This window comes from Coralliovum pocilloporae, assembly GCF_030845175.1.
Lineage (GTDB): Bacteria > Pseudomonadota > Alphaproteobacteria > Rhizobiales > Cohaesibacteraceae > Coralliovum > Coralliovum pocilloporae.
Genome location: NZ_CP132542.1, coordinates 3556703 through 3582630 on the forward strand (window position 1 = coordinate 3556703; position 25928 = coordinate 3582630).

Sequence of the window (25928 nt, forward strand, 5' to 3'; positions counted from 1 at the left end):
CCACCAGCGGGCTTTTTCTATTCTGGGGCTGTTTCATAAAACAGTACAGAAACAACGTTAAATTGATGGACGGGTCGCGAACCATTTCTCGACGGTCATAATGTCCGGTCGTTCTGCATTCGCTCTGATCCAGCTATCCACCACAAAAGCCTGTCCAGTCTCGTTCTCGACAATGGTTGCCGAGGCATGCGGGTATCGCCCATCAAGCAGAAATCCACGAGCAATCGGATGAGCAGTTCGATGATATCTCAATAAACCATCCTGTTCCGCCAAAAGCAGGAGACTGGTGGTGTTTGTTGATTCATCGATACAATCCATCTGACCGGCCACACCAGCATTGGCCATATCGAGCCCGCCGACATCACCACTTGAGCCCACACGACGCCCGACGACCGTTTCATACCATTGAACGGCTTTCGACAACGCTTGACGCTCCGCCACAGGGCTTTCTTTTCCTCTTTCGAGAATACTAGCCAGTTCTGCACGGTCAGAACGAGAGAAATTGACAACACCGCGAAGATGACAGCCGAAACCATGACATATAATAACCCTGCCCTGCTTCGGCGCGCTCAAGCCATATTTGGAATACCAGTTCCCGTGAGCGCCATTAAGTTGCCCGGCACATCCCGCCAATACAAGTGCCATTGCTATCGCTGCTGCTGTTCTCATATGCCCCATCCAGATCCAAGCCATTTTTTAGATGGGATTGATCCGCGACACAAGACACTCAAAAGGGTTTCGCTTGTTCCTGCGTACTGGATCGGCTAGAACGCACTCCTCTCTCATTGCGGCATCATCGAGGTTCGGACTTGAAACCTGTTCATGTTATTGGCGGCGGTCTCGCCGGATCAGAAGCAGCCTGGCAACTCGCTGAACGCGGCCTGAATGTGGTTCTGCACGAGATGCGCCCAGTACGCGGAACTGATGCCCACCAGACGGACGGGCTCGCTGAACTGGTCTGTTCAAACTCCTTCCGATCTGATGATGCCGAATTCAATGCGGTGGGCCTCCTGCATGAAGAGCTGAGACGGATGGGATCGCTGATCCTCCGGTCTGCTGATGCCAATCAGGTTCCTGCAGGTGGCGCGCTTGCTGTCGACAGAGACGGCTTTTCTGCAGCAGTCACAGAAGCTTTGTCGAACCATCCGCTGATTACCGTGGAACGAGGCGAAGTCGCTGGCCTGCCACCAGAGGACTGGGGCAACTGCATCATCGCAACAGGCCCGCTCACGTCCCCCGCACTGGCGGAGGCTGTACTGGCCCTGAGCGGTGAAGACCAGCTCGCCTTTTTTGATGCGATTGCGCCAATCATCCATACAGACAGTGTGGACATGAGCAAGGCCTGGTTCCAGTCGCGATACGACAAACCCGGCCCTGGCGGCACCGGTAAGGACTACCTCAACTGCCCCATGGATGAGGAGCAGTATAACCGCTTTATCGATGCCCTGATTGATGGCGAGAAAACAGATTTCAAGGAATGGGAAAGCAACACCCCATACTTTGACGGCTGCCTGCCGATTGAAGTGATGGCTGAACGCGGGCGTGAAACCCTGCGCTATGGCCCGATGAAGCCGGTCGGCCTGACCAACCCGCACAATCCGGACATCAAACCCCACGCCATCATCCAGCTCAGGCAGGATAACGCTCTGGGAACGCTCTATAATATGGTGGGTTTTCAGACCAAACTGAAATATGGCGCACAAGCCGATATCTTCCGCATGATCCCGGGTCTTGAGAACGCGGAGTTTGCCCGCCTTGGCGGCCTGCATCGCAACACGTTCCTCAATTCGCCAAAGGTTCTGGACGCTTCACTCCGCCTCAAGGCCGCTCCGCGCCTTCGGTTTGCAGGCCAGATTACCGGTTGTGAGGGCTATGTGGAATCAACAGCGATCGGCCTGTTGGCAGGTCTGTTCACTGCGGCAGAACATCTTGGTCATACTCTGACCCCGCCACCGGAAACAACGGCCTTCGGTGCCCTGCTCGGGCATATCACCGGCGGCCATCTGTCAAGCGACGATGAGCCGAAAGGAAAACGCTCCTTCCAGCCCATGAACGTCAATTTCGGCCTTTTCCCTCCCGTTGAAATCAAAAAACCGGAAGGGGTCAAGCGACTGCGCGGGCCGGAAAAAGGCAAGCTGAAGAAGAGCACAATGACCCGGCGAGCGCTTATTGATCTGGAGCAATGGCAGACCGTTGCAACACAACAAACTCGCCCCGAATAATCTCCAGCGTATTGTCATATTCACGCACTTCCACACGCGTTGGCAGCAGAGCGAGACCTGCAGCCTGCGCGCCCTCAGGCTTGATTAGCCCAAGAGTGAAACCTTTCCCGGCCTCCTTCGTCAAAGCACCAACCGGGAAGCGGAAACCCGCAGCAGGTTGGTCTGATCCTTTCCGCTGAATGATCAGATCACCCTTCTCCTTTGAGGCTTTCCAACCGTCAGGCAATGCCGATTTGAGATCGTAGTCAATTGAGACCACACCGAGAACAGTCGAATAATCAGCCAGAGACTGCTCGCCGCCTTTGAGGAAAGCTGAGGTCCAGACCATTCCATTCGGCAACAGGCCGTCTTCGACCTCCTCTCCTGGCTTTACCTTGAAAAGGGCGAGGATCCGCTGCTGTATCGTTTCGTCATTCCCAGGAAACGGACTTCCATCCTCGCCAGATTCTGCAAACAACGGCTCCAGTCGGGACAGCTGCCCCTTATGCCTGAGATACTGCACAGCGCCTGACAGCCGACCATAATCCTGCCCGGACAGAACCAGTGGCTGTTCTGACGTCAACGAGTGTGCCCGACCTGCGTCGAGTTTTCCCTGTTGCTCAAGAATACCAGCAACTGCCCTGCTCTGCTCACGCACTGGAAGCGCCTCCAGCCCCCATGGCCCCACAGATGTGAGAAGAAACAGGCCAGCCAGGCCGCCGACAATCCATCGCAGATCCCGGTTCTGGCGCTTGATCGTAAAGACCACGCCGAGAACGGCCATCCAGATAAAGACAAGCGCAAGGGCATAGCGCGCATCCGTCAGGCCATAACTCGCATAGCGCTGCCACAGGGCAATGCCCAACAGGACCGTCGGGATCAGCGTGACCGCAAACCACCAGTCAGAGAACCAGCGGACAAACCGGACATCATCCCGATCAGGATAAAGAAGCAGAACAGCGGCCGCACCGGTTACCCCGAAAGCCGGAACGATTGTTCCCAGCACGCCCTTCGGCAGGCTCAGGTCGAGCCCTATCTTTCCCGCATAGGCCAACAGGAGAACAGCATAGAGCAGGAGCAACGGCAAAAGGACCATCCGTCCCAGGAGCAGAACAGCCTTATCGAGTCCTTCAGCAGCGGTAGATACCGCCACCTCCGTACGGGTCGGCAGGAACGCCAGCCAGTATGTCGCCATCAAGCCAATCAGGAAAATCGGCGCGAGGATTTCCGAAATCTGTTCAGAAAACGATACGCCAAACAGGGCATCAAGGCTCTCATTGATGACAAACAGGCCACCAATGGAAAAGCTGGCTCCTGCCAGGGACAGAGCTGCACCCAGCACATAGGAGCGGTTAAACCGCCAATAATCCATCAGGCTCTGTCCCGGAGACATATATCCGGCAACGCTGGACAAGAGCACGAGACCGACGAGTAGACCTGGCCAGCCGATGGACCAGTCACCCGTTCCAAAGAAGGTCAGCGCAGCAAGCGGGAGGAAGCCCGCCAGCGCCACAGCAGTCGCGCTTGCTCGGGACCAGGCTCTGTCTTCACGGATCAGATCAATGGTGAGAAACCAGAAAAACCCGGCAGTCAGCAGCAGGTGACCATCGGATTCCAGAATCCTTCGATCAAAATCCAAAAGCAGAATGGCAACAACATCAAATGTCAGCCCCCAGGCGCACAAAAACGAAAGGGGAAAACGGATAACGGCCCGTTCAAGGTCCGGCAAAATAAACCGGCGTAACCGGGAAACAAAACCAGGTTTGGTCATAAAGTGAGTCCTGACCCAAATATTCAAAGTTCTATATTGGAGTCAGAGCCGAGCTTTAAGGCGAAATGACGACAGGCAGCAGATCCCGTGCCAGAGTACATCCGTTCTAGCTGAATCGGCGCAAATTCCTGAGCAGGGTCCATTGCAACCCAAGCTGAGACCGATCAGCCACAGGTCGTCCCGGATCAGACAGGATTGCCTTCAACTGCTTCAAACGTGCCGGCAGCAGAGCAATCGGCAGAAAGCTCCGTCTGTGTCCATCCGGCAGGAGCATAATGTACTCTTCAGCCAATCGGAGATGTCTCCAGGCAGCATCGTGAAGCTCTGTCAGCGCATCCGTCAGCTTCGCCTGTTCATCGCCTGCGGCAATCGTCTCAAAGGTAAGCCCATGAGCATGACAGACCTGCTCCGGGATGAAACAACGCCCGCTTTTCCTGTCCATTGCAAAACTGGCCAGAACCGATGTCAGCCCATAAGCCACCCCGCTGTGACCACTCGCATCTGCCAGGCCGGGCGTTGTTGGCGCAAGACCGGATATCAAACCAGCAAGCTTGAAAAGCATGGAAACACGCTCGCCCAGATAGCCTTCAAGTGCGTTCATATCGGCCAGAAAGCCGCCATCAAGTTCCACACTGCAGCCATTCAGAACGGCGTCAAAATCGGTGAAAGACAAGCGGTGACGCTCAATCGTGTCCAGCAGGCTTGCGGCCACCGGGTTGGATCGCACATCTCCATGTCCCTCACCAGCCAGCGCATCCCGCCACCACTGGACCCTGATTTCTCCGGCCATGGGCTCATTCACCACAAGGGGAATACGGCTCAGTTCACAGTTAAAGGCATAGAGAGCCATCAGATCATCGCGACAGGCAGCAGGCGCAAGCAAGGTCGCAAGATAGCGCGGCCGGTCATCGCGACGGACCAATGCCACACAGGCGTCAATTTCCGAGGCAGCTGTACCCACTATGGACTCTCCACAGCCAGCAGTGCAGCAGCGACGGCCCGTTTTTCCGAAAGGAGCACATTGTAGGTGCGGATAGCGGCCCCGGTCGACATGGGGTCTGCCATGATGCCCAGATCACGAAATCTCTGCCTCAGCTCCGGGTCAAGCAGCGTCAGTTCCGACCCGCACCCGATCAACAGGACTTCAATCTGGTCAGCTTCTTCAAGGATCCGGGAAAAGGCCGTCTCATCGAATTGTTCTGCCGATATCAATGGCCAGCCATAAATGCCCGACGGTATGCAGAGCAGTGATCCCTTGTGGGACATATCGGCAAAGCGAAAGCCGCCATTACCGTAGGCGTCTATCGGTGCCCGGTCAGGGAAATGGGCATCCCGTATCTCAATCCCCTGACCGCGTTTCATCTGTGTTTCTCCGGCTAGACCGAGCCTGCCCCAACGGTGTCACCATCTTCTTCATCATGCAGCTGCTGTGGCCGCAGCTTCAGGAAGATCAACAGTGGCGCTGCCATAAACACGGAGGAATAAGTGCCAACAAACACACCCCAGATCATGGCAAAGGTGAACGAGCGAATAACCTCGCCACCAAAGAAGAACAGCGAGCCCAGAGCCAGCAAGGTCGTGACAGAGGTCAGGACCGTTCTGGACAGTGTCTGGTTGATGGCAACATCAAGCAGCTCCGCCAACGGACGCTTTTTGTACTTGCGCAACGTCTCTCTGATCCGGTCATAGACCACAACGGTATCGTTCAGCGAATACCCCACAATGGTCAGGATTGCGGCGATACTGGCAAGGTTAAAGTCCAGCTGCAGGACCGCAAACATACCAATGGTCAGAATGACATCGTGCATGGTGGCCAGGACGGCGCCCACGGCGAACTGCCACTCAAACCGGAACCAGATATAGACCAGAACCGCAAACAGCGCCGAAAGGACAGCAATAATACCGGTTCGGGTCAGCTCACCACTCACGCGGGGTCCGACCACCTCAACCCGGCGGTAATTGATGTTGTCTTCACCAAGAACCTGGCGGACCTTGGCAATTACATTCTGCTGCGCGGTCTCGCCACCATCCTGCTGCTCAACGCGGATCAGAACTTCAGTGGGGGAACCAAATTCCTGAACCTCAACATCACCGAAGTTGAGGCTGCCAACCGCCTGCCTGATATTGCCAATGTCGGCCGGTCCGTCAGTGGTCTGAATTTCAATCAATGTCCCGCCCCGGAAGTCAATTCCGAGATTCAGTCCATTGATACCAAACATGACCAGAGAGCCGACCAGCAGGAGAGCTGAAAGCGGGAAGCTCCAGCGCCGATGGTGCATAAACTTGTATGCGGTATCGTCCGGAATCAAACGTATCATAATCTTGGTCTCCAGACGGTCAGATCGGCACAGCAGTCGGGCGCTTCATCCGCACCCACTGGGCAATCAGAAAACGATTGAAGGTGAAAGCGCAGAACACCGTGGTGACGATACCAATGGCAAGTGTCACCGCAAATCCGCGAATGGGGCCTGACCCGAGCGAGAACAGAATGACCGCCGCAATCAATGTGGTGATATTGGCGTCAAGAATGGTTCCCAGTGCCCGGCTGAAGCCCGCATCGATTGAGGCAATGGCTGATCGGCCAATTCTCGCTTCTTCGCGGATACGCTCATAAATCAGCACGTTGGCATCCACCGCCATACCGATGGTCAGAACGATACCGGCAATACCAGGCAGTGTCAGCGTCGCTCCAAGAACGGACAATGTGCCAACAATCAGCAGGATATTGGCCGCCAGCGCCGTATTGGCGAGAACACCAAACAGGCCATAGGAGAGGATCATGAAGACCACAACAGCCACGGCACCAATGATACCGGCCACTTTACCGGCTTCAATGGAATCGGCACCAAGGCCTGGCCCAACGGTCCGCTCTTCAATGATGGTCAACTCTGCGGGCAGTGCACCGGCACGCAGCAGGATAGCCAGATTATTGGCGGTCTCAGCAGTGAAGCTACCAGAGATCTGACCGGAGCCACCCAGGATAGGTTCCCGGATCACTGGTGCCGAAATCACAGAACCATCAAGAACAATCGCAAAAGGACGTCCGACATTTTCCTGTGTGGCACGGCCGAATTTCCGCGCACCCGATGTATTGAAGCGGAAGGTGATGATCGGCTCATTGGTACGCTGGTCAAAAGCCGGCTGGGCATCTGACAGCTCTTCACCCGAAACCAGAACCCGACGCTCCACCAGATAAGGCTGAGGCGGATCTTCTGTATCATAAAGAAGGTCTGTCCCGATCGGCGGGCGACCACCATTCAGCACATCCTGAACAGATGACGTTGCATCGACCATCTGGAAGGTCAGCTTTGCCGTTGAACCGAGAATGGCTTTCAGGCTCTCCGGATCATCAAGACCAGGCACCTGCACCAGAATACGGTCGGCCCCTTCCCGCTGAATGGTCGGCTCAGTGGTACCAAGTTCGTTGACGCGCTTGGTAATCACCTCAATCGACTGAGTGACCGCTGACCGGATCCGCTGGAGGATGCCTTCTTCAGTCAGAGCCAGTCGAAGCTGGTTACCGTCAGAAACCGTGATCTCGACCTCGTTGACAGAGCTCTGCCCGGTCACAAAGCCGAGCGAAACCGGTGTCGCGAGAGATTGCAATTTCTCGCGGGCCTGCTCCACTTTGGTCGGGTCGGTAATGCGGACCTGAACCGCCTGCTTGGCAATCGCCAGATTGGTGTAGCGCAACCGATCTTCACGAAGAAGGTTCCGCACATCACCGCGCAGGGTTTCAAGGCGCTCCTTGACCAGTCCGTCACGCTCCACCTGCAGAAGCAGGTGAGAACCGCCCTGAAGGTCAAGACCGAGAACCATCTGTTTGGATGGAACCCAGTCCGGCCAGGACTTGACGCTGTCTTCATCAAAGAAATTGGGAATGGTCAGCACGACGCCACTGATCACCGTCAGCAGAATCAGAAAGCTTTTCCAACGAGCAAAGTGTAGCATAGCCACCCTGTCAGTCGTTCAGGCAGCCCGCAAGCGGGCCAGCTGAGATATCACTCTATTCAGTCGTCTTTTGCCGGCTCGCCCTTGGAGCGAACTTCTGCAATCATTGAACGGACACAGCGGACGCGAACGCCTTCGGCCAGTTCGACCTGCAGCTCGGCCTCATCAACCACCTTGGTCACCTTGCCGATCAATCCACCATTCATGACAACGGTATCGCCACGACGGACATTCTCGATCATTTCCTTGTGGCGTTTCATCTGCTGGCGCTGTGGCCGGATGATGAGGAACCACATGATCACAAAGATCAGGATAAACGGCAGCAGCGATACAAGGAAATCTCCACCCCCGGCGCCACCGGCGGCCTGGGCATATGCTGGACTGATGAACATTCAAAACTCCCCGAAACTGGTAAAGCCCCGGAGCAGTTCCCCCCAAGGCGCGCGGACTATAGCCTTATAGCAGCCGCATGAAAACCACAACGCAGCCGACCCGCTTTCTTGTCTGTTTTTTTGACATTCCGCCGGGTTTTAGCTAACCGCAAGATCAAGCCAACAAATAGGAACGGTTTCGCAGATGGAAAAGACCGAGCTTGCGTTAATTCTCGAAAAACTTGACAGATTGTCATCCGCCGTTGAGCGCCTTGGTCCTGAAGTGGCCCCGGAACCGGACTTTGATGCAGCAGACGCATTCACCTGGGCCACACGACCATTCCGATTCATCCCCGTAGAGCGGGTCAATCGGGTTGATATGATTCTTCTTCATGGTATCGACCGGGCCAGAAACACCCTGCTCGACAACACAAGACGGTTCGCGCAAGGGCTGCCTGCCAACAATGCGCTGTTGTGGGGCGCACGCGGCATGGGCAAAAGCTCTCTGGTGAAAGCCGCTCACGCGAGCGTCAATGCAGACAGGCAGAGCGGAAGTCAGGCACTCAAGCTCGTTGAAATCCACCGGGAGGATATCGATAGCCTGCCAGACCTTCTCGACAGGCTGCGCAATGCTGCTCATCGGTTCATCCTGTTCTGTGATGATCTGTCGTTTGACAATGATGACACGTCCTACAAATCACTGAAGGCTGCCCTGGATGGCGGCATTGAAGGCCGCCCGGACAATGTTATTTTCTACGCCACATCGAACCGTCGTCACCTGATGCCTCGGGACATGATGGAAAATGAGCGGTCAACAGCAATCAATCCATCAGAAGCCGTTGAAGAGAAAGTCTCCCTTTCGGACCGCTTCGGTCTCTGGCTTGGCTTCCACAAATGTACCCAGGACGATTATCTGGCGATGATTCGTGCCTATATCGCCCATTTCAATCTTTCTGTGGAAGAAGAAACCTGGCGGCCTGATGCACTCGAGTGGTCCACAACACGCGGATCCCGTTCCGGACGTGTGGCCTGGCAGTATATTCAGGACCTTGCCGGTAGACTGGGCAGTAGATTGGCATAGACAACGAAAAACGCCCTCCGGCATGGAGGGCGTTTCTCAAATATCGGGGTGGTTGATGGAAGGTCACGCGCCGCTCAGGTGAGGCAGCGGATCAACAGGCTTGGAGCCTTTGCGCAGTTCGAAATGCAATTGCGGTGATGAAACCGAGCCACTCTGACCTGACTTGGCAATAATCTGGCCACGCCGCACATCCTGACCACGGCTGACCGTCAGTTCAGAATTGTGGGCATAGGCTGAAACCCAGCCATCTGCATGACGGACCAGAACCAGATTGCCATAACCTTTCAGCTCACTGCCTGCATAAATCACCTTGCCAGCCTCAGCGGCCTTCACAGGCGTATTCATCGGTACAGACAGGTTGATGCCGTCATTGCGCTGGCCGCCGGTCTTCGCACCATAATTCGAAATGATACGACCATTGACCGGCCAGCGGAAACCACGTGTTGCGGCCTGCCTCGGGGTCTGAACGGATGTCGCATCAGACGCGATACGCTGCTGTACGGAAGTCGGAGCCGTTGTCGGCGACAACGAAGCCGTCCGGGTCAACTCAGCCGGTTTGGATTTCGGTTGCTCAAGGCTCGGAAGAGTTGCCTGCTTCTGAACGGTGCCGTTCTGTACAGCCTTACGCACCTGCGCAACATAGGCAGGACGACGGGTTGGCGCCGGGACCAGTGCAGCTGTCCTGTTATACGGGTCTTTCGCAACCGATCCGGTGATCAGCTTGGTGCCAGAGACAGACGCAACCTGACTTGCCCGACGCGGCGCACGTTTCGGCGCGAGTACGGTCCGCGGAAATGCGCGCACCTGTGGCTGAGGCTGTGTCTGCGTTTGTGGCTCTGATACAGAGGCTACCCGTACCGGGTTCTGAACCACTGGCCTTGGGGCTTGCGGCCGCTCTGCAACCACTTGCGGATAGGATGGCTCGACAACCGGCAGACGGACACCGCCCTGATGGCGTTGCGGATTGGCCGCCGGAGCCGGCACATTCTGCCAGTCACGGTGATTGCCAGTGTTACGACTGGTATTCCGCGCAATCGTTGCCAGTTCACTGTCCGGCGAAGAAACCGGAGCAGAAGCCGAATGCACATAAGTCGGAATCAGGATCTGTTGACCAGCCTGAGCCTGAGACGCATCGACCATACCGTTGGCCTTCAGGATTGCAGAGACCGGGACCCCATAACGACGAGAAACGTTGTAGATGGTCTCACCGCGCTGCAGCGGAACGTAAGTCCCGCCGGCACGGGTCCAGCCACCCTGACCGGCGGCCTGATGGGCCGGATCAACAGCAGGACGTGTAACCTGTACAGGCTCCACCGGAGGCAGAGGCGTATTGCGAGGGCGTGGCGGATCATAGCTTGCAGTCGTCGTCTGAGGAGCCAGAGGACGATTGACATTACCCGTGATCAGCGCTGGTCGCGACGGCGCTGGCAGCGGAGCACTGACGATCTGCGTCTGATCCGGACGCCGAATACCTGCGGTCGTCACACGATCCACGCGATCCGGATTGGTCCAGTTCTGACGGGGAGCAGACGCTCTCACCTGTCGCTGTGGCTGAGGTTCATAGGTGACCGGCACGGAGGCTGACCGCGGCGGCAGCTTGGCAGGAGCAGATGTCCGCTCACCTACAATAGCCCGCTGATTTGCGGTAGATCCGGTCAGAATTGGATCACTAAATCGATCTATATCGGCACTACAGCCAGCACTAACACCAGCAAGCAATCCGATCGAAAGAAGGCGCAACAGGCTGTTTCTTCCGGCAACATCAACGCGCTTGCACATAATGAAACCCACGCAATACTCGAAACTGATATAGCGTGATTAAAAAGCAGTAACCTTTCTAAAGCATTAAAGGCTGTGCGCTTCACCATCTTCTGCAAGCCGAAAACGGATGGAACGCAATGGTTCCTCCTGAATTGAGCCATCACGTTTCCGATAGCGTATAAGCTGCTGCTCCTCTCCCGGACGGCCGATAGCTGCAATCAGCGTGCCGCCATCCTTGAGCTGAGCAAGAAGCCCGTCAGGTTTCTCAGAAAACGCCACACTGCAGAGAATGGCATCAAAAGGCCCTTTCTGCTGCAGGCCTCTTTGACCATCCCTCACCCGCAATTCCACGTTCTCGATCCGAAGCGTCGCCATGCGCCGTTCGGCCTCATCCACCAGGGTTCGATAGCGGTCAAGACTGAAGACCTGCCGCGCGATCTGGGCGAGAATGGCCGTGTGATAACCGGACCCGGTACCAATCTCCAGCACCTTTGCATTGGCCGGGATCATCAGCTTTTCTGTGAGATAGGCCACAAGGGACGGCGCGAATGTTGTCTGACCGCATTCAATCGGCAAAGGAACATCCTGCTCCGCATGTGATTGATTCTGGGCAGACAGAAACAGACGTCTTGGCACACGCTCAAGCGCAGCCAGCACCCGACGGTCGTTCACCCCGGCACTCCTCAATGACAGGATAAACCGGGCCTGTTTGATCCGATCATCGGAGATGTCATTCATGGCTTAACCGCCTAATCCGGCATTGTGGCCTTCCAACCAGACGCGATGCACTCACTCGGCCAACGCACCTGCAACTGAAGCCAGCATATCATGATCCGTCAGATCAAGCTTGACCGGGGTAACCGCGATATAATTGTTGTAGATGGCATAGAGGTCCGTACCCTCTGCCGGGTTGGACAGATGACGCCTGAAAGCCAGCCAGTAATAAGGCCGCCCTCGCCCGTCTTCACGTGCGTCCACCATCAGAAGGTTCTGGTCGCGCTTGCCCTGTCGCGTAACCTGCAGCCCCTTAATGTCATCCGGCGCACAATCCGGGAAATTGATGTTGAACAGGGTATCTCCTGGCGTTTCAACAGCCAGAAGCTTGCGGATCACCCGCGCTCCATGCGTTCGAGCGCAGTCCCAGTTCACCTGAGACGCGGCATCCCAGCCGTATGCCTGACTGAGCGCGAATGACTTTACGCCCAGCGCAACACCTTCCATGGCTCCGGCAATGGTGCCTGAATAGGTGGTGTCATCAGCAATGTTCTGGCCACGATTAACCCCGGACAGAACCAGGTCGGGCGGAGTATCCAGGAGATGCCGAAGACCCATAATCACACAGTCAGTCGGCGTCCCCGAAACGGCAAACCGCTTTGGGCCAATCTCCCGACTGCGCAACGGGTCGCTCAGCGTCAGGGAATGAGAGGCACCACTCTGATCTGTCTCCGGAGCAACGACCCAGACATCATCTGACAGGTCCCGGGCAATCGATTCGAGCACCTCCAGACCGGGCGCGTGAATGCCATCATCATTCGTCAGTAGAATACGCATTCACCGCTCCTCCCCAGAAACTATCTGGCCCAGAAACTATCTGGCCCTAAAAACTATCTGACCCTGAAAGCGATCCGGTCAGCCGATCCGCTCCAACCCATCCATATAGGGACGCAGAACTTCCGGCACCGTGATAGAACCATCTTCATTCTGGTAATTTTCAAGAACCGCAATGAGTGTACGCCCGACAGCCAGGCCGGAACCATTGAGTGTGTGCGTAAAGCGCAGGGCTTTCTCACCCTCAACCCGATAGCGGGAGTTCATCCGGCGCGCCTGAAAATCACCACAGACAGAACAGCTTGAGATCTCGCGATACATATCCTGCCCAGGCAGCCACACTTCGATGTCATAGGTCTTGCGGGCACCGAAGCCCATATCACCAGAGCAGAGCGTTACCGTACGATAATGGAGATCGAGCTTCTGCAACACCGTCTCGGCACATCCGCGCATCCGCTCCAGCTCATCCAGAGAATCCTCTTCCCGGGTAATGGACACCATCTCGACCTTGTTGAACTGATGCTGACGCAACATGCCACGGGTATCACGACCCGCTGACCCCGCCTCCGAACGGAAACAATAGGTCAGAGCTGTAAATCTGAGCGGAAGTTCCTGCTCGCTCAGGATCTGTTCCCGGGCCAGATTGGTAAGGGTAACCTCAGCGGTCGGGATCAGATAGCGCCCCTCTTCCGTACGAAACAGATCTTCGGCGAACTTTGGAAGCTGACCGGTGCCGAAAAGCACGTCATCACGCACGAGAACCGGTGTCGAAACCTCAAGATAGCCATGCTCTTTGGTATGCAGGTCAATCATGAACTGCCCAAGAGCCCGCTCAAGACGCGCCAACTGACTGCGGAGAATAACAAAGCGCGCGCCAGACAATTTCGCAGCAAGCTCGAAATCCATCATGCCCAGCGGCTCACCAAGGTCAAAGTGCTCTTTCGGCTGGAAACCCAGATCCGGCTTCTGACCCCATTTGTGCAGCTCGACATTATCGTCTTCATCCGCACCGACCGGCACATCATCGAGAGGAATATTGGGCAGGCTGGCCAGCGCTTCTTCCAGGTCTGCTGTCAGTGCGCGCTCGGTCTCTTCAGCCGTATGCAGGAAACTCTTGATCTGCGCCACTTCATCAATCAGCGCCTTGGCTTTTTCCTCATCGCCACTGCCTTTGGCCTTGCCAATTTCCTTTGATGCAGCATTCCGGCGCTCCTGGGCATCCTGAAGCGCCTGAACATGGGCACGGCGCCGTTCATCAAGCTCAAGCAGGTGAGCAGACGCGGGCGCAGCACTCCGTTTGGCGAGAGCAGCATCGAGAAGGTCGGGATTATCGCGAATCCATTTGATATCAAGCATAGCCGATTTCGATCAAAGACAGTGAGGAACCGAGCTGCTTGCAAAGCCGATGTCAGGCTGCTTCAGCTTCCGCCTCGGCCCGCTTCTTTTCAACCATGCGTACAGCGATGATGGATATTTCGTAGAGCAGCAATGTGGGAATCGCAAGGCCCAACTGGCTGATTGGATCAGGCGGTGTCAGGACAGCTGCAACGATAAAGGTAACCACCACTGCATATTTGCGTTTCTCTTTCAGACCTTGCGATCCGAGAAGACCGGCACGCGCACCGAGCGTCAGAACCACCGGCAACTGAAACACCAGACCAAACGCAAAGATCAGCGTCATGATCAGACCGAGATAATCACTGACCCGAGGCAGATGTTCGATGGTAGCCTGCTCGGCTCCATGCTGCTCAAGAGACAGGAAGAACTGCATGGCAAGTGGCATGACCACAAAGAAGACCAGAGCCGCACCGATGGTAAAGAGGATCGGTGTCGCAATCAGATAGGGCAGAAATGCGCCCCGCTCATTGCGATATAGCCCTGGGGCAACGAACATGTAGATCTGGCTGGCGATCACCGGAAAAGCCAGGAACAGAGCCCCGAAGAATGCCAGCTTCATCTGTGTGAAGAAGTATTCCTGCGGCGCGGTATAAATGAAGCGGATTTCACGCTCCACCCCGGCAGCCTTCTCATAAGGCAGGATCAGGATATTGAAGATCTGGTCCGCGAAATAGAAGCAGACGACAAACATCACCACAAGCGCAATCACGGAATAGAACAGCCGTTGCCGCAGCTCTATCAAATGCGTGATCAGCGGCGCACGGCTGTCATCAATATCCTCTTGGCTCATTCTTTGCCGTCCTTGCCAGCCACGTTTTGTGGCTCGTCCGGTTCATTCTTGACAGAAGCAGGCTCTGGAGCAGCTGCCGCAGACGGGCTTGAGACAGCTTCATCCAGACGCTTTGACCAGTCATCAGAAGCCTGCTGGTCACCGGCAGGTCCCGGGTTGGACACAGCAGGCGCCGCGGTCTCTGCAGCAGTTTCTGTCTTGTTGTCCGCAGATACATCTGAATTGAGATTCTTGTTGATGTCCGATTTGGTCTCTTCAATCGGGTCCATCAGGTCCTTTTTCAGATGTGCCAGAGGATCAATCGACTGAGCTTCCTTAAGCTCCTTCTGAAGCTGATCCAGTTCCGCCTCTTCAAGCGCACTGTTGAACTGCCTCTGAAAGTCACTTGCCATACGCTTGAAATTGCCGAATGTCCGACCGAAAGTGCGCAACATGCCAGGCAGATCCTTGGGTCCAACCACAAGGATCGCAACAGCCGCTACAACGAGAAGCTCAGTCCATCCGATATCAAACATTGCAACAAATCCAGCACAGGCTGAAAGCTGCGATCAGGTGATCTGATCAGCCAGCTTTCGTGTTATCTTCGGATTTGCTCGTAGACGCATTCTCAGCGGCATCATGATCGATGGTTTTCGGATCTTTGCCGGTATCATCCTCAGCCAGCCCCTTTTTGAAGCTGTTGATACCCTTGGCAACATCTCCCATCAGCTCGGAGATTTTACCGCGACCAAACAACAATACGACGATCACGGCAATGATCACAATTTGCCAGAATCCGAGCGACATACACCTAACTCCTTTGCCTTGTTCTATTCGAGGCGCGCCGCACTATTGCAAAAACAGCAACGCACCGCAACATATCACATTTGACGATCCCGTTTATTTTTCCATCGCCGGGAAGACCACGACGTCACGGCTGTCAAATTCCAGTCTTACATCCGTTCCGGGCTCCACCGAATGCCCGGCCCTCATATGAGCCACCAGTGATTTGTCCAAACCACTGACGGCAATATTCACATGATCAATTTCACCGGCAAACCGACGGCTGATGACCCGTCCGTAAGGGCCATTGGCAGCCGCCGAAATTTTCACGGCCTGTGGCCGGATTCCAACCGTCACCACAGCCCCTTCATCGAGATCATTTGCCGGAAAATATCCAACTGCCGTTCTCACGACACCATTCGAAACCCAGCCCTCAATCTCGTTCATCGGGCTGAAGAACCGCGCGGCAAACAGGCTCTTCGGATTTTTATACATATCCTCGGGCGTTGAGGACTGAACGATCTGACCGGATCGCATCAAAACAATCCTGTCACTGGCCAGGAGCGCCTCTTCCGGATCATGGGTCACCAGAATACAGGTCGCGCGCATCTCCCGCAGGACAGCCAGAGTCTCATCCCGCACAGAATCCCTTAATCTCTGATCAAGGCCAGAGAATGGCTCATCCATGAGCAGAATACTGGGTCTCGGAGCCACGGCGCGTGCCAGAGCAACCCGCTGCTGCTCACCACCCGAGAGCGCATGCGGATAGTCATCCTTGTGAACGGTGAGACCAACCCGCTCCAGTGCCAGCTCGCCGCGCATCTGCGCGTCATGCCTCGACAGGCCTTTCAGTCCGAAGGTCACATTCTGCAGGACGGTCAAATGGGGAAACAGCGCAAAATCCTGAAACATCAGGCCAATGCCCCGGTTTTCAGGCGGAACAAAGGTCTTGCCTCCTGCGATCTCAACACCATCCACAAGGACCCGGCCAGAGGAAGGCCGTTCAATCCCGGCGGCAATGCGCAGCAGAGTAGTCTTGCCGCAACCGGAATGACCAAGCAGGGAAACAATCTCTCCAGGCGCAATATCCAGATCAATGCCCTTCAAGGATGGTTCACCCTCGTAGGCATGCTCGACACCCTCAAATGTCAGTCCGGAGGCAAAGCTGACACCAGCCGTCCCCTTCTCGCCCCAGCTATGCTCGTGTATCGCCATGATCCATTTATGCTGTTGTTCAGATCATGACTGCGGCGAGTCTGACCCATCCTTGGCCGACATGTCGTCCTTTTCATCGGAAAGGTCAAGGAGATCGATCAAATCTTCCTCATCAAGAGGGTCTTCATCTTCTGTCAGTTCGGAATCATCAGACGGGTTGGGGATGGAAAAACTCGACGGTATTCCGGTCTCCAGCAGCCCGGCTCCCTTCAATTCATCAAGCCCTGGAAGGTCACGGATTGATTCAAGAACAAAGTGATCAAGAAACGCTTCTGTGGTCCCGTACGTGATCGGACGGCCCGGCGTCCGCCTGCGCCCCCGCATGCGAATCCATCCCGTCTCAAGCAACACGTCCAGTGTGCCCTTGGAAATGGAAACGCCGCGAATATCCTCCAGCTCGGCTCTTGTGACCGGTTGGTGATAAGCGATAATAGCCAGGGTTTCCAACGCAGCTCGTGAGAGTTTGCGCGGCTCAACCGCCTCGATCTTCATCATATAGGAGAGGTCAGACGCCGTTCGGAACGCCCACTTGTCCGCCACACGAATGAGGTTTACCCCACGCCCTGAATACGCCGTCTGCAGTTCCTGCAATAACTTCGGCACATTTGCCCCTTCCGGCAGACGGTTGATCAGAAGAATTTCACCCAGCGGCTCTTTCGAGGCAAACAGCAGCGCTTCCAGCATCCTCAAATGCTGGCGCTCTTCCTCAGGTGCAAAATGGGTTACGTTGCTCATATCCTTCGGGCCTTACTGTTTATCTTCACTATCCGTTCGCTTCTTCACATAGAGCGAAGCAAAAGGCTCCGACTGTCGTAATTCCAACTGCCCTTCCCTGACCAGTTCCAGTGAGGCGGAAAAAGAGCTGGCGAGAACAGTAGCCCGCTGTTCCGGCGTTACCAGATAATCCACAAGGAAGCGGTCAATGGGGGTCCAGTCCTTCAACCCGCCCATCAGGCGGGTCAGAATATCCCGCGCATCCTGAAGCGACCAGACTTTCCTCTGCCTCACATGCACCGTGGAAACGGACTGACGCTGACGCTGGGATGCGTACGCAATCAGAAGGTCATAGAGAGTAGCGGAAAAAACGCTGCGACTTTCAACAATAACCTGCTCCGGCATCCCTCGTCCGTGCACGTCACGCCCCAGGCGATCCCGGTTGACCAATCGCCGCGCCGCATCCCGCATAGCTTCCAGCCGTTGCAGTTTGAAGGCCAGAATAGCGGCAAGCTCCTCACCGCTCGGCTCGTCATCTTCTTCAGGTTCGGGCAGAAGCAGGCGGGATTTCAGATAAGCAAGCCATGCAGCCATAACCAGATAGTCAGCCGCCAGCTCAATTCTCATCTGTCGCAGTTCAGCAATAAATCCGAGATATTGCTCTGCGAGTTCCAGAATGGAAATTTTGCTGAGATCCACTTTCTGGGATCGTGCCAGGCTGAGCAGCAGGTCGAGCGGGCCTTCAAATCCGTCAACATCGACAACAAGAGAGGGTTCTGACGCAGCCTTGTCGGCTGTCGGCTGGTAACCGAACTCAGATTGCTCTGGCAACCCCGGTTCCTTGCTGTCTTCCGTCAAACGCCCGCTCACTTCTCATCAGACTACACGACCGAGCAGTTCATCAAATTCCGCTTCAGCCGCAGCCCGATCCAGAGGTTCAGGCCTGACAAGGCGCGCGGTAGCCGAACTGCACCGCTCAAGCGCCACCCCATCCAGATGGGGGGAAGCTTTCGCAACATCCTTCATATCACGAAAATCGCCGTTGCAGTGAAGAGCAAGATCACATCCGGCCTGAAAAACAGCTTCAGTCCGCTCAACCATGGTCCCGCTAAGGGCTTTCATGGAGAGGTCATCGCTCATAATCGCGCCGGAAAACCCGATATCCTGGCGCATCACGTCCTGAACCAGCCGGGACGATGTGGTGGCCGGAGCATCAGGGTCAATGGCTTCAAACACCACATGCGCGGTCATGGCAAGCGCTTCATCAGCAAAAGCCCTGAAGGGTGCGAAATCCCTCTCATCCAGCGTCGCGCGATCTGTGGAAACGCGCGGCAGAGCAAGATGGCTGTCCACATTCGCCCGCCCATGCCCCGGAATATGCTTGATGACCGGGCTGACACCACCGGCCCGCAATCCATCTATAGCAGCACCAGCCAGCCGGATAATCTGCTCTGGCTCAAGACCATAAGCCCGATCCCCGATAATCGGATCAGCACCTGAAACCGGAACATCCAGGACAGGCAGGCAGTCAACATTGATCCCGAGTTCATACAGATCATCCGCAATCAGCCGTGTCCCGAGCCAGGCACAGCGAAGACCCGCCTCAAAATCACGCTCATAAAGCGATGCATAGACTGAACCGGAGGGATACAATCGCCAGACAGGCGGTTTCAGACGCTGAACGCGCCCGCCTTCCTGATCGATCAGAACCGGCGCATCCGACCTGCCAACAGCAGACCGGAACGCCTGCACCAAATCAGAGATCTGCGCCTTGCTCTCACAATTTCGCTGAAAGAGAATCAGTCCCCAGGGGCATTCATCCGCAAAGAACTGCAGTTCATCGGGCGTCAGAGAATACCCCTGACACCCGGAAATAAAAGCCTTCATGCCGATCCGCCCTGCTTGTTATTGCACGCGGCGAACAAGGCAGTCAGCGCCTGCAGCTTTCAGATTTTCGCAGAACTTGATTGCTTCTGCTCTTGTCGACATAGGACCGACACCTGCACGATAGTACACACCGCGGTCACCAAGATCAGCCGGCTGGATATGAACAGGCTGCACGGCCAGCAGGCCAGGATAACGGCGTTGCAGACTGCTGTAGGCATTCCGAGCCTGATCTTCGCTACGCTGGGAAGAGACCTGAACCACATAACCGGACCTGAGGCCTGTTCCCGTGGCTGGTCGTGTCAGTTCCGGTGTTGTCGTCTCAGCCACTGGAGCCGTTGGAGCCGCGGGCGTCGTCACAGTAGACTGCGTTTCTGCCACCGGCTGCGTCTGCACAACAGGCGTGGTATCAGCAACACTTGCCGTTACAACTGGCTGCGGCGGTGTCGGACGTGCGAGCGGGATCGGCACATTGGCCGGAGTACCTTCAGCCTGTTCGACGACACCATCATCGTTCAAACGACCAAGCAACTCGTTGGCAGCAGCTGTCGTGCCATCCACCTGGGACGTCTGGCTGACAGGCGACGGCAATGTTGTTTCCGGAGTTGTCGGAGTAACGGCAGCCACAGTCGTCGTTGAGATCGGTTTTGGCGCGGAAGGCTCATTGCCGACAATCGTGCCATCCGGCTTGACGATAACTGTACGAACCTTTTTGGGGCCGATACGTTCAGAGGACGAGCCTGTTCGAATACCGGCATCACTCGTTGAAGCGACACCCGGCAGGGCTTCGCCAGTGCCAGTGTTCTGATCACCACCAAGGCTGATGACACGCGTCACTGACCGCTCACCACCAGATGTATTCAGATCAATGGGCTTTTCCTCGCTGGAGACAAGACGTTCCGCATTCGGATTATCTCCGCCAACGCGATCATAGATAGCTTTGTTCTGATGCGGGATTTCCTTGCCACCCGGATCGTCCGGAACAGCTTTGACAGGGCTCGTATCAGCTTTGATTATTGGCGGAGGTGTCGTCGCATCAACACTGGAGCTGCGATACGCAAAGACGCCACCAACACCGATAACCAGAACGGCCAGAACAGCACCAGCAGCAAAGAGCGCCTTACGACCACCATTTTCCGACACCGGGGCAGACCTCAGAACATCATCTGAATGCGGTGGCAGCACACCGGAGCGCTCTTCGTAAGCGTCGTAATCCTGATCGTCCGAATAAGCGCCTGAGGCAGAATCAAGATCAACCGGAGCATAAGAACCAAAGTTGCCGTCATCCTGGGGCGTTGAGCCACCAGCCTGCTGATCAAAATATCCGTATGTGCTGGCTTGCGGCATAATTGGTGCTTCATACGCGCCAGGCTGATCAGAGTAATACCCCTGCTCCTGCCCTGAATAAGCGTCGGCCGCATTATCTGCCTGGTAATAGGATGACTGCGCAGCATCGCCATGACCAGACTGCTGGTAGCCGCCATCATCGACAGCGTAACCCTGGTCATATCCCGCCTGGTCATACCCGCCCGGTCCGGCATCCTCGTGGGAATAATCCGCATAACTCTGGGGGGTCTGAGCGGCTGCCTGAGGGGCCGCCTGCCCGGTCGCCCGTGAATCATATGCAGCCCGAACCTCTTCAAACAGCTCAGCCTCAAGGTCAGACGTGATCTGGTCCGTCACCGAGGTAGTGGATACTGGGGCATTGGATACGGAGGCCTGCTGCAGCGGCTCGGCTGCCTGCTGAGCATACGGATCGCTCTCGCTTACAATTCTTGCCAGCTCAGCAAGAGGGTCTTCAGCGGGTTCAACCGCCTGAGCGGAGCTATCTTGATATTTACGATCTATCATTCGTCAGTGCCTGTCTGCTCCAAGCGGCCTATTGAACGTTCAACAGGCCGCGGGATGTTTAGGCGCTCAACGCATCTCGTCCGGAGCGCTGACCCCTATTATAGCGAGGCCAGATGAAATAACCAAAGCCACAGCCCGAACGAGAACGAGGCGTGCTTGTGTTAACTCTCTGTCTTTAGGGTTAATGAACCGTAATTGCGGCAACTCTTTGCCACGATTCCATTGCCCATGAAGCGCACTAGCCAGCTCATAAAGGTAAAATGACACCCTATAGGGCTCCTGTGCAAGGGCTGCCGACTCAATTAGCCGCGGATATTCTGCAAGCTTGCGGATCAAGCCCAGCTCTCCCTCATCAGTCAAACCAGACAGATCAGCTCCGGAAAGAGCTTCCTGGGAGACATCCAGATCCGGAATCTCATCGAGGGCCTGACGGAAGATCGAGGCTGTCCGCGCATGGGCATACTGTACATAGAAGACCGGATTATCGCGGGTCTGTTCCGTTACTTTCTTGAAATCGAAATCAAGCGGCGCATCCGGCTTGCGGTACATCATCATGAACCGTACGGCATCGACACCAACTTCCTCGACCACATCCCGCAGGGTTACAAAGGTTCCGGCCCGCTTCGACATTTTCAGCGGCTCGCCATCCCGAAAAAGCTTCACCAGCTGGCAGAGCTTCACATCCAGTGATGCCTTCTCTTCACTCATAGCGGCAACAGCAGCTTTCATCCGCTTGACATAACCGCCATGATCCGCGCCCCAGATATCAATCTGATAGTCAAAGCCACGTTCGAACTTGTCAAAGTGATACGCCACATCGCTGCCGAAATAGGTGTAGCTGCCGTCAGACTTGACCAGAGGCCGGTCAATGTCATCACCAAACTCTGTTGACCGGAACAGGGTCTGTTCCCGATCTTCCCAATCATCCGGCAACTGGCCTTTTGGCGGTGGCAGGGTTCCCTCATAAACCAGATCCCGGCCCTTCAGGTAAGCCATGGCATCCGCTACACGGTCGCGACTGCCAGTCACCAGAGACCGTTCGGAAAAGAACACATCATGCTTGACGTTCAGGGCGGCCAGGTCATCCTTGATCATCGCCATCATTGCATCAATGGCCCGTGGACGCACAAGCGGCAGCCATTCCACTTCCGTATGGTTCATCAGCTTGTCGCCAAACTCGGTTTTCAGCGCTTCACCAACGGAAACAAGATAATCGCCCGGATAGAGCCCTTCAGGAATACCGCCGATATCCTCGCCATTGGCCTCCCGGTAACGCAGATAGGCAGACCGCGCCAGAACATCCACCTGTGCGCCCGCATCATTGGTGTAATATTCTCTGGTGACCTTATATCCGGCAAAATCCAGAAGGTTGGCAATCGTGTCGCCGACCACGGCACCACGCGTATGCCCCACATGCATGGGACCGGTCGGATTAGCGGAAACATATTCCACATTGACCTTCCGCCCCTGCCCCAGCTCGGCCCGACCATAATCAACGCCTGACTGCAGAATGGCCTGCAGATGCACCCGCCAGAAACCTTCGTCAAGCGTCAGGTTGATAAAGCCCGGTCCCGCTACAGAAGCCGAAGCAATGTCGGCGTCTTTTTCAAGCTCAGCAACAAGCTGTTCTGCCAGGTCACGCGGCTTCGCGCCACAAAGCTTGGCAAGCACCATGGCCGCATTGGTCGCCATGTCACCATGGGCGGCATCTCGCGGCGGCTCAACAACCAGTCTGTCGAACGGCAAAGCCGATCCATCCTGTGCCTTGAGACCGGCAGCGCCAACCGCTGCGCAGACTTTTTCCTGAAAAAGCGCAAATACGTTCATGGAACCCAACATTTCGTCGAAAGAAGCAGACTGTTTGTCATCTGCCGATAGAAAGCTTGCGTTGGCCTAACCCAAATCAGGCGAAGCGTCAAACCATTGGCGATGAAGTTGAAGAGCGTAACGGTCCGTCATACCCGCAATGAAATCGCAAACCCGTCGTGCCAGCAGAGTCTCATCCATCCCTGACGCACCGCTGAACCATTCTTCAGGCATACGGTCCGGATGTTTCATATAGAGGTCAAACAGGTCTCGAACCACCTGGTCCACCTGCCTGCGCACCACCATCACATCCTCATGCCGATACATGCGGGGGAACAGGAACCCCTTGATAGCCTTGTCATGAGCCGCCATGGCGTCCGAAAACCCGACAAGCATAAAACCGCACTGACGGATATCATTGGAGGTCGCTGGCTGCAGGCTCCCAATCCGCCTGATCGCAGTGCCGATCACATCTTCCACAAGCGCAGTGATAATCCGCCGAACCAGTTCATGAATGAAGCGATGAGAATCGAGCCCTGGATAGGCACGGTCAATATCTCCAATCATATCCCTGAGAAGATCGACCTCCTTCAGATCGTTCAGGGTAAACAGCCCGGCTCTCAGACCATCATCGATATCATGGGCATTATAAGCGATATCATCTGCAATGGCGGCAGCCTGGGCCTCGGCGCTGGCAAAAGTCGTAAGCTCCAGCGCATCCAGATCCGGATAGTCCCGAAACCCGAAGGCCAGTTGCGGTCCGGCGCGCTTGCCAAGCGGTTTGCCTGAAGCATCAACCAGTGGCCCGTTGTGCTTCACCAGACCTTCCAGCGTCTCCCAGCTCAGATTAAGACCGTCAAATTCGGCATAGCGTCGCTCCAGCCTGGTCACCACCCGCAGGCTCTGGGCGTTGTGATCAAAGCCCTCATAGGGTTCCATGCATTCATCAAGCGCATCTTCACCGGTATGACCGAATGGTGTGTGACCAAGATCATGGGCAAGCGCCAGGGCCTCTGCCAGATCCTCATCAAGTCGCAGGGCGCGCGCCACAGAGCGTGCAATCTGCGCCACCTCAATAGTGTGGGTCAGTCGGGTGCGGAAGTGATCGCCCTCATGATAGACAAAAACCTGCGTCTTGTGCTTGAGGCGCCGGAAAGCCGTTGAGTGAATAATCCGGTCCCGATCTCTCTGAAACGGTGTGCGCGTCCTGCTCTCTGACTCAGGGAAAAGCCGCCCCCGGCTTTCATCCGGGAGAGAGGCATAATCTGCGCGCGGCTGCGCACCATATCCGAGCGGTTTCACGATGAGATGCGCCCCAGGTTGATTGACTTCCATAATTCTGATCTTAATTAAGAGACATAGATTTTTTATGCCAGCCTTATTAGGCGTCAAAGAATGCCAAAAGGCTGCATTGGGGAAGATGATCCGATGTCAGAGCACAATGTTCAGCTCAGCGACCGTGCCGCGCGCAGAATTGCAGCGATTCTGTCTGGAGAGAAAGATGCAACCGTTCTGCGGATCAGCGTATCTGGCGGTGGATGTTCCGGTTTCCAGTACAACTACGACCTGGTAACGGAGCGAAATGATGACGATACGGTGCTGGAGCGTGACGGCGCCGTGGTTCTTATCGACCCGGTATCTGCTGTCTACATGGATGGCTCTGAGATAGATTTTGTGGACGATCTCATCGGGCAGTCTTTCCAGATCAAGAACCCGAATGCTGTTGCATCCTGCGGCTGCGGAACCAGCTTCTCAATTTAGGGTCAAGACACGCCTTATTTGACCAGTTTCGAGAGTTCCTTCAGCCGGTCGTTGACCAGCCAGCCATAATAATTCTCTTCCGGATAAGCCCGACCACGATCCCGGAATGAGCGCGCCCGCGCCCAGGGGTCTCCGAGATTATAGAGTGTGGCCACCACACCCGGATTTCCCGAGATGTCAACTTTGCCCACCGTCCTGTAGGCGGTAATTGCATCCTTGATGATCGCGGCCATGTAATGCAGGGATCGATCCGGGTCCATGGCGGCCCGGTAAACCTCCCGCTCATTTGTTTCTTTCAGCTTCTTGAACTTGCTGATACGGCTGACCTGGTCGGACATTTTCAGAACCGTCAGCGGATGCAACTGCCCCAGACCGAAACTCTGTCCGGCAAACAGGGGCTGGAAAAATGCCTCACCAAACTTCTGACTGCTATATTTCACCCCATCAACGCGCCTACCCCGATAGACTTTGTCCCAGACCCGTTCCCGACAGGCCCAGACTGATGAACTGCGTTTCAGCTTGTTGCACCGGTGGAAAGGCGGCTGCTGAACAAAATCCTCCACATTGTGGCCAGCGTGTTTGAATTCGATGGGCAGTTTCAAATAGGACGCAGCCTTGATGTAATACCCCTGCAGCGTATCAAGATTGTCGTAATTATAGGTGTGTTCTCCGACAATCGCACCGACCATGTGGATCGGCTCAATGCCATAGGTCTTGGAAACCGACTTGATCTTCCGGACGAGCCGATGCTCGCGGGTCAATGTTCTGACAATACGGTCAAACTTCTGCTCAAAGGTCTTGTTATGAGACCGTGTCCGGTTGGACGAGATAAACGGGATCCTGGGCTGAATCTTGTTTCTGTTGCCCGGCGGCACCTTGGACAGACGCCGCCCAGTCTTGCGGGTCTCAGATGTCTTGCTCTTCTTCTGCTCTGCAGCGCTGACTGACAGTGCACCAGGCTCCCAGACGGTAAAAGCAACTGCACAAGCCAGACTCAAGCCGATGCGAACACCATAGCGGCAAATTCGCTCAGCACCCAATTTGAAACCCATCCTAAACAACT

The 25928-nt window shown here is 55.6% G+C and carries 25 protein-coding genes; 3 read left to right on the forward strand and 22 right to left on the reverse strand.

Going from position 1 to position 25928, the window contains the following annotated elements:
* Positions 1-57: 57 nt before the first annotated feature.
* The gene (locus RA157_RS16130; RefSeq protein WP_350334145.1) at positions 58-669 is read right to left on the reverse strand and encodes a hypothetical protein; all 612 of its coding nucleotides are present in this window, start codon (positions 667-669) and stop codon (positions 58-60) included.
* Between the two features lie 140 nt (positions 670-809).
* Here RA157_RS16130 and trmFO point away from each other — a divergent pair, with 140 nt between their 5' ends.
* A complete protein-coding gene (gene trmFO / locus RA157_RS16135; protein ID WP_350334146.1) occupies positions 810-2222 on the forward strand; it encodes a methylenetetrahydrofolate--tRNA-(uracil(54)-C(5))-methyltransferase (FADH(2)-oxidizing) TrmFO in 1413 nt (470 codons plus the stop codon).
* Here trmFO and RA157_RS16140 read toward each other — a convergent pair.
* The 6 genes from RA157_RS16140 to yajC form a co-directional block, all read right to left on the reverse strand.
* On the reverse strand, positions 2167-3972 hold the full coding sequence (locus RA157_RS16140) for a DUF4153 domain-containing protein (RefSeq protein ID WP_350334147.1): 1806 nt from the start codon (positions 3970-3972) through the stop codon (positions 2167-2169). The genes trmFO and RA157_RS16140 overlap by 56 nt on opposite strands.
* A 106-nt stretch (positions 3973-4078) precedes the next feature.
* Positions 4079-4933 (reverse strand): phytoene/squalene synthase family protein, encoded by an 855-nt coding sequence (locus tag RA157_RS16145; RefSeq protein WP_350334148.1) that lies wholly within the window; start codon positions 4931-4933, stop codon positions 4079-4081.
* The gene (locus RA157_RS16150) at positions 4933-5334 is read right to left on the reverse strand and encodes an Mth938-like domain-containing protein (RefSeq protein WP_350334149.1); all 402 of its coding nucleotides are present in this window, start codon (positions 5332-5334) and stop codon (positions 4933-4935) included. Before RA157_RS16150 ends, RA157_RS16145 begins: the two co-directional genes overlap by 1 nt.
* Before the next feature lie 14 nt (positions 5335-5348).
* Positions 5349-6290, reverse strand: coding sequence for a protein translocase subunit SecF (gene secF / locus RA157_RS16155; protein WP_350334150.1), 942 nt, complete (start codon positions 6288-6290; stop codon positions 5349-5351).
* Between the two features lie 19 nt (positions 6291-6309).
* Complete coding sequence (gene secD / locus RA157_RS16160; RefSeq protein ID WP_350334151.1) at positions 6310-7923, reverse strand: protein translocase subunit SecD; 1614 nt, start codon at positions 7921-7923, stop codon at positions 6310-6312.
* Between the two features lie 59 nt (positions 7924-7982).
* On the reverse strand, positions 7983-8315 hold the full coding sequence (yajC, locus tag RA157_RS16165; protein WP_350334152.1) for a preprotein translocase subunit YajC: 333 nt from the start codon (positions 8313-8315) through the stop codon (positions 7983-7985).
* Positions 8316-8499: 184 nt separating this feature from the next.
* Between yajC and RA157_RS16170 the strand changes: the two genes are divergently transcribed.
* Positions 8500-9375 (forward strand): ATP-binding protein, encoded by an 876-nt coding sequence (locus RA157_RS16170; RefSeq protein WP_350334153.1) that lies wholly within the window; start codon positions 8500-8502, stop codon positions 9373-9375.
* Between the two features lie 63 nt (positions 9376-9438).
* On the opposite strand, the gene RA157_RS16175 is transcribed toward RA157_RS16170, so the two are convergent.
* The 14 genes from RA157_RS16175 to RA157_RS16240 form a co-directional block, all read right to left on the reverse strand.
* A complete protein-coding gene (locus RA157_RS16175; protein WP_350334154.1) occupies positions 9439-11154 on the reverse strand; it encodes a peptidoglycan DD-metalloendopeptidase family protein in 1716 nt (571 codons plus the stop codon).
* Between the two features lie 66 nt (positions 11155-11220).
* Positions 11221-11874, reverse strand: coding sequence for a protein-L-isoaspartate(D-aspartate) O-methyltransferase (locus tag RA157_RS16180; protein ID WP_350334155.1), 654 nt, complete (start codon positions 11872-11874; stop codon positions 11221-11223).
* Between the two features lie 51 nt (positions 11875-11925).
* On the reverse strand, positions 11926-12687 hold the full coding sequence (gene surE, locus RA157_RS16185; RefSeq protein ID WP_350334156.1) for a 5'/3'-nucleotidase SurE: 762 nt from the start codon (positions 12685-12687) through the stop codon (positions 11926-11928).
* 78 nt (positions 12688-12765) lie between these two features.
* Positions 12766-14040, reverse strand: a complete 1275-nt coding sequence (gene serS / locus RA157_RS16190; RefSeq protein ID WP_350334157.1) for a serine--tRNA ligase — start codon at positions 14038-14040, stop codon at positions 12766-12768.
* Positions 14041-14092: 52 nt separating this feature from the next.
* A complete protein-coding gene (gene tatC / locus RA157_RS16195; protein WP_350334158.1) occupies positions 14093-14872 on the reverse strand; it encodes a twin-arginine translocase subunit TatC in 780 nt (259 codons plus the stop codon).
* Positions 14869-15387, reverse strand: coding sequence for a Sec-independent protein translocase protein TatB (tatB, locus tag RA157_RS16200; protein ID WP_350334159.1), 519 nt, complete (start codon positions 15385-15387; stop codon positions 14869-14871). Before tatB ends, tatC begins: the two co-directional genes overlap by 4 nt.
* A 46-nt stretch (positions 15388-15433) precedes the next feature.
* Positions 15434-15658, reverse strand: a complete 225-nt coding sequence (locus tag RA157_RS16205) for a twin-arginine translocase TatA/TatE family subunit (protein ID WP_350334160.1) — start codon at positions 15656-15658, stop codon at positions 15434-15436.
* A 93-nt stretch (positions 15659-15751) separates the two neighbouring features.
* Complete coding sequence (locus tag RA157_RS16210; protein ID WP_350334161.1) at positions 15752-16849, reverse strand: ABC transporter ATP-binding protein; 1098 nt, start codon at positions 16847-16849, stop codon at positions 15752-15754.
* A 24-nt stretch (positions 16850-16873) separates the two neighbouring features.
* Positions 16874-17584, reverse strand: a complete 711-nt coding sequence (gene scpB / locus RA157_RS16215; RefSeq protein WP_350334162.1) for an SMC-Scp complex subunit ScpB — start codon at positions 17582-17584, stop codon at positions 16874-16876.
* 12 nt (positions 17585-17596) lie between these two features.
* Positions 17597-18394 (reverse strand): segregation and condensation protein A, encoded by a 798-nt coding sequence (locus tag RA157_RS16220; protein WP_350334163.1) that lies wholly within the window; start codon positions 18392-18394, stop codon positions 17597-17599.
* Between the two features lie 45 nt (positions 18395-18439).
* A complete protein-coding gene (gene nagZ, locus RA157_RS16225; RefSeq protein ID WP_350336229.1) occupies positions 18440-19456 on the reverse strand; it encodes a beta-N-acetylhexosaminidase in 1017 nt (338 codons plus the stop codon).
* A gap of 12 nt (positions 19457-19468) precedes the next feature.
* Positions 19469-21298 carry an SPOR domain-containing protein gene (locus RA157_RS16230; RefSeq protein WP_350334164.1) on the reverse strand — a complete coding sequence of 610 codons (1830 nt, stop codon included), beginning with the start codon at positions 21296-21298 and terminating at the stop codon, positions 19469-19471.
* Positions 21299-21364: 66 nt separating this feature from the next.
* Complete coding sequence (argS, locus tag RA157_RS16235; protein ID WP_350334165.1) at positions 21365-23125, reverse strand: arginine--tRNA ligase; 1761 nt, start codon at positions 23123-23125, stop codon at positions 21365-21367.
* 66 nt (positions 23126-23191) lie between these two features.
* Positions 23192-24439 carry a deoxyguanosinetriphosphate triphosphohydrolase gene (locus RA157_RS16240; RefSeq protein WP_350334166.1) on the reverse strand — a complete coding sequence of 416 codons (1248 nt, stop codon included), beginning with the start codon at positions 24437-24439 and terminating at the stop codon, positions 23192-23194.
* A gap of 93 nt (positions 24440-24532) precedes the next feature.
* Between RA157_RS16240 and erpA the strand changes: the two genes are divergently transcribed.
* A complete protein-coding gene (gene erpA, locus RA157_RS16245; RefSeq protein ID WP_350334167.1) occupies positions 24533-24865 on the forward strand; it encodes an iron-sulfur cluster insertion protein ErpA in 333 nt (110 codons plus the stop codon).
* A gap of 14 nt (positions 24866-24879) precedes the next feature.
* Here erpA and RA157_RS16250 read toward each other — a convergent pair whose 3' ends face one another.
* Positions 24880-25917 (reverse strand): DUF1402 family protein, encoded by a 1038-nt coding sequence (locus tag RA157_RS16250; RefSeq protein WP_350334168.1) that lies wholly within the window; start codon positions 25915-25917, stop codon positions 24880-24882.
* Positions 25918-25928: the final 11 nt, after the last annotated feature.

Bases quoted from the DNA above. Each gene is read 5' to 3' on its own strand.
- tatB (WP_350334159.1), bottom strand. From the start codon at position 15,387: ATGTTTGATATCGGATGGACTGAGCTTCTCGTTGTAGCGGCTGTTGCG.
- surE (WP_350334156.1), bottom strand. From the start codon at position 12,687: ATGCGTATTCTACTGACGAATGATGATGGCATTCACGCGCCCGGTCTG.
- serS (WP_350334157.1), bottom strand. From the start codon at position 14,040: ATGCTTGATATCAAATGGATTCGCGATAATCCCGACCTTCTCGATGCT.
- RA157_RS16205 (WP_350334160.1), bottom strand. From the start codon at position 15,658: ATGTCGCTCGGATTCTGGCAAATTGTGATCATTGCCGTGATCGTCGTA.
- RA157_RS16140 (WP_350334147.1), bottom strand. From the start codon at position 3,972: ATGACCAAACCTGGTTTTGTTTCCCGGTTACGCCGGTTTATTTTGCCG.
- RA157_RS16150 (WP_350334149.1), bottom strand. From the start codon at position 5,334: ATGAAACGCGGTCAGGGGATTGAGATACGGGATGCCCATTTCCCTGAC.
- tatC (WP_350334158.1), bottom strand. From the start codon at position 14,872: ATGAGCCAAGAGGATATTGATGACAGCCGTGCGCCGCTGATCACGCAT.
- RA157_RS16130 (WP_350334145.1), bottom strand. From the start codon at position 669: ATGAGAACAGCAGCAGCGATAGCAATGGCACTTGTATTGGCGGGATGT.
- secF (WP_350334150.1), bottom strand. From the start codon at position 6,290: ATGATACGTTTGATTCCGGACGATACCGCATACAAGTTTATGCACCAT.
- RA157_RS16170 (WP_350334153.1), top strand. From the start codon at position 8,500: ATGGAAAAGACCGAGCTTGCGTTAATTCTCGAAAAACTTGACAGATTG.
- RA157_RS16210 (WP_350334161.1), bottom strand. From the start codon at position 16,849: ATGGCGATACACGAGCATAGCTGGGGCGAGAAGGGGACGGCTGGTGTC.
- RA157_RS16175 (WP_350334154.1), bottom strand. From the start codon at position 11,154: ATGTGCAAGCGCGTTGATGTTGCCGGAAGAAACAGCCTGTTGCGCCTT.
- RA157_RS16230 (WP_350334164.1), bottom strand. From the start codon at position 21,298: ATGATAGATCGTAAATATCAAGATAGCTCCGCTCAGGCGGTTGAACCC.
- erpA (WP_350334167.1), top strand. From the start codon at position 24,533: ATGTCAGAGCACAATGTTCAGCTCAGCGACCGTGCCGCGCGCAGAATT.
- RA157_RS16250 (WP_350334168.1), bottom strand. From the start codon at position 25,917: ATGGGTTTCAAATTGGGTGCTGAGCGAATTTGCCGCTATGGTGTTCGC.
- RA157_RS16240 (WP_350334166.1), bottom strand. From the start codon at position 24,439: ATGGAAGTCAATCAACCTGGGGCGCATCTCATCGTGAAACCGCTCGGA.
- secD (WP_350334151.1), bottom strand. From the start codon at position 7,923: ATGCTACACTTTGCTCGTTGGAAAAGCTTTCTGATTCTGCTGACGGTG.
- yajC (WP_350334152.1), bottom strand. From the start codon at position 8,315: ATGTTCATCAGTCCAGCATATGCCCAGGCCGCCGGTGGCGCCGGGGGT.
- scpB (WP_350334162.1), bottom strand. From the start codon at position 17,584: ATGAGCAACGTAACCCATTTTGCACCTGAGGAAGAGCGCCAGCATTTG.
- argS (WP_350334165.1), bottom strand. From the start codon at position 23,125: ATGAACGTATTTGCGCTTTTTCAGGAAAAAGTCTGCGCAGCGGTTGGC.
- RA157_RS16180 (WP_350334155.1), bottom strand. From the start codon at position 11,874: ATGAATGACATCTCCGATGATCGGATCAAACAGGCCCGGTTTATCCTG.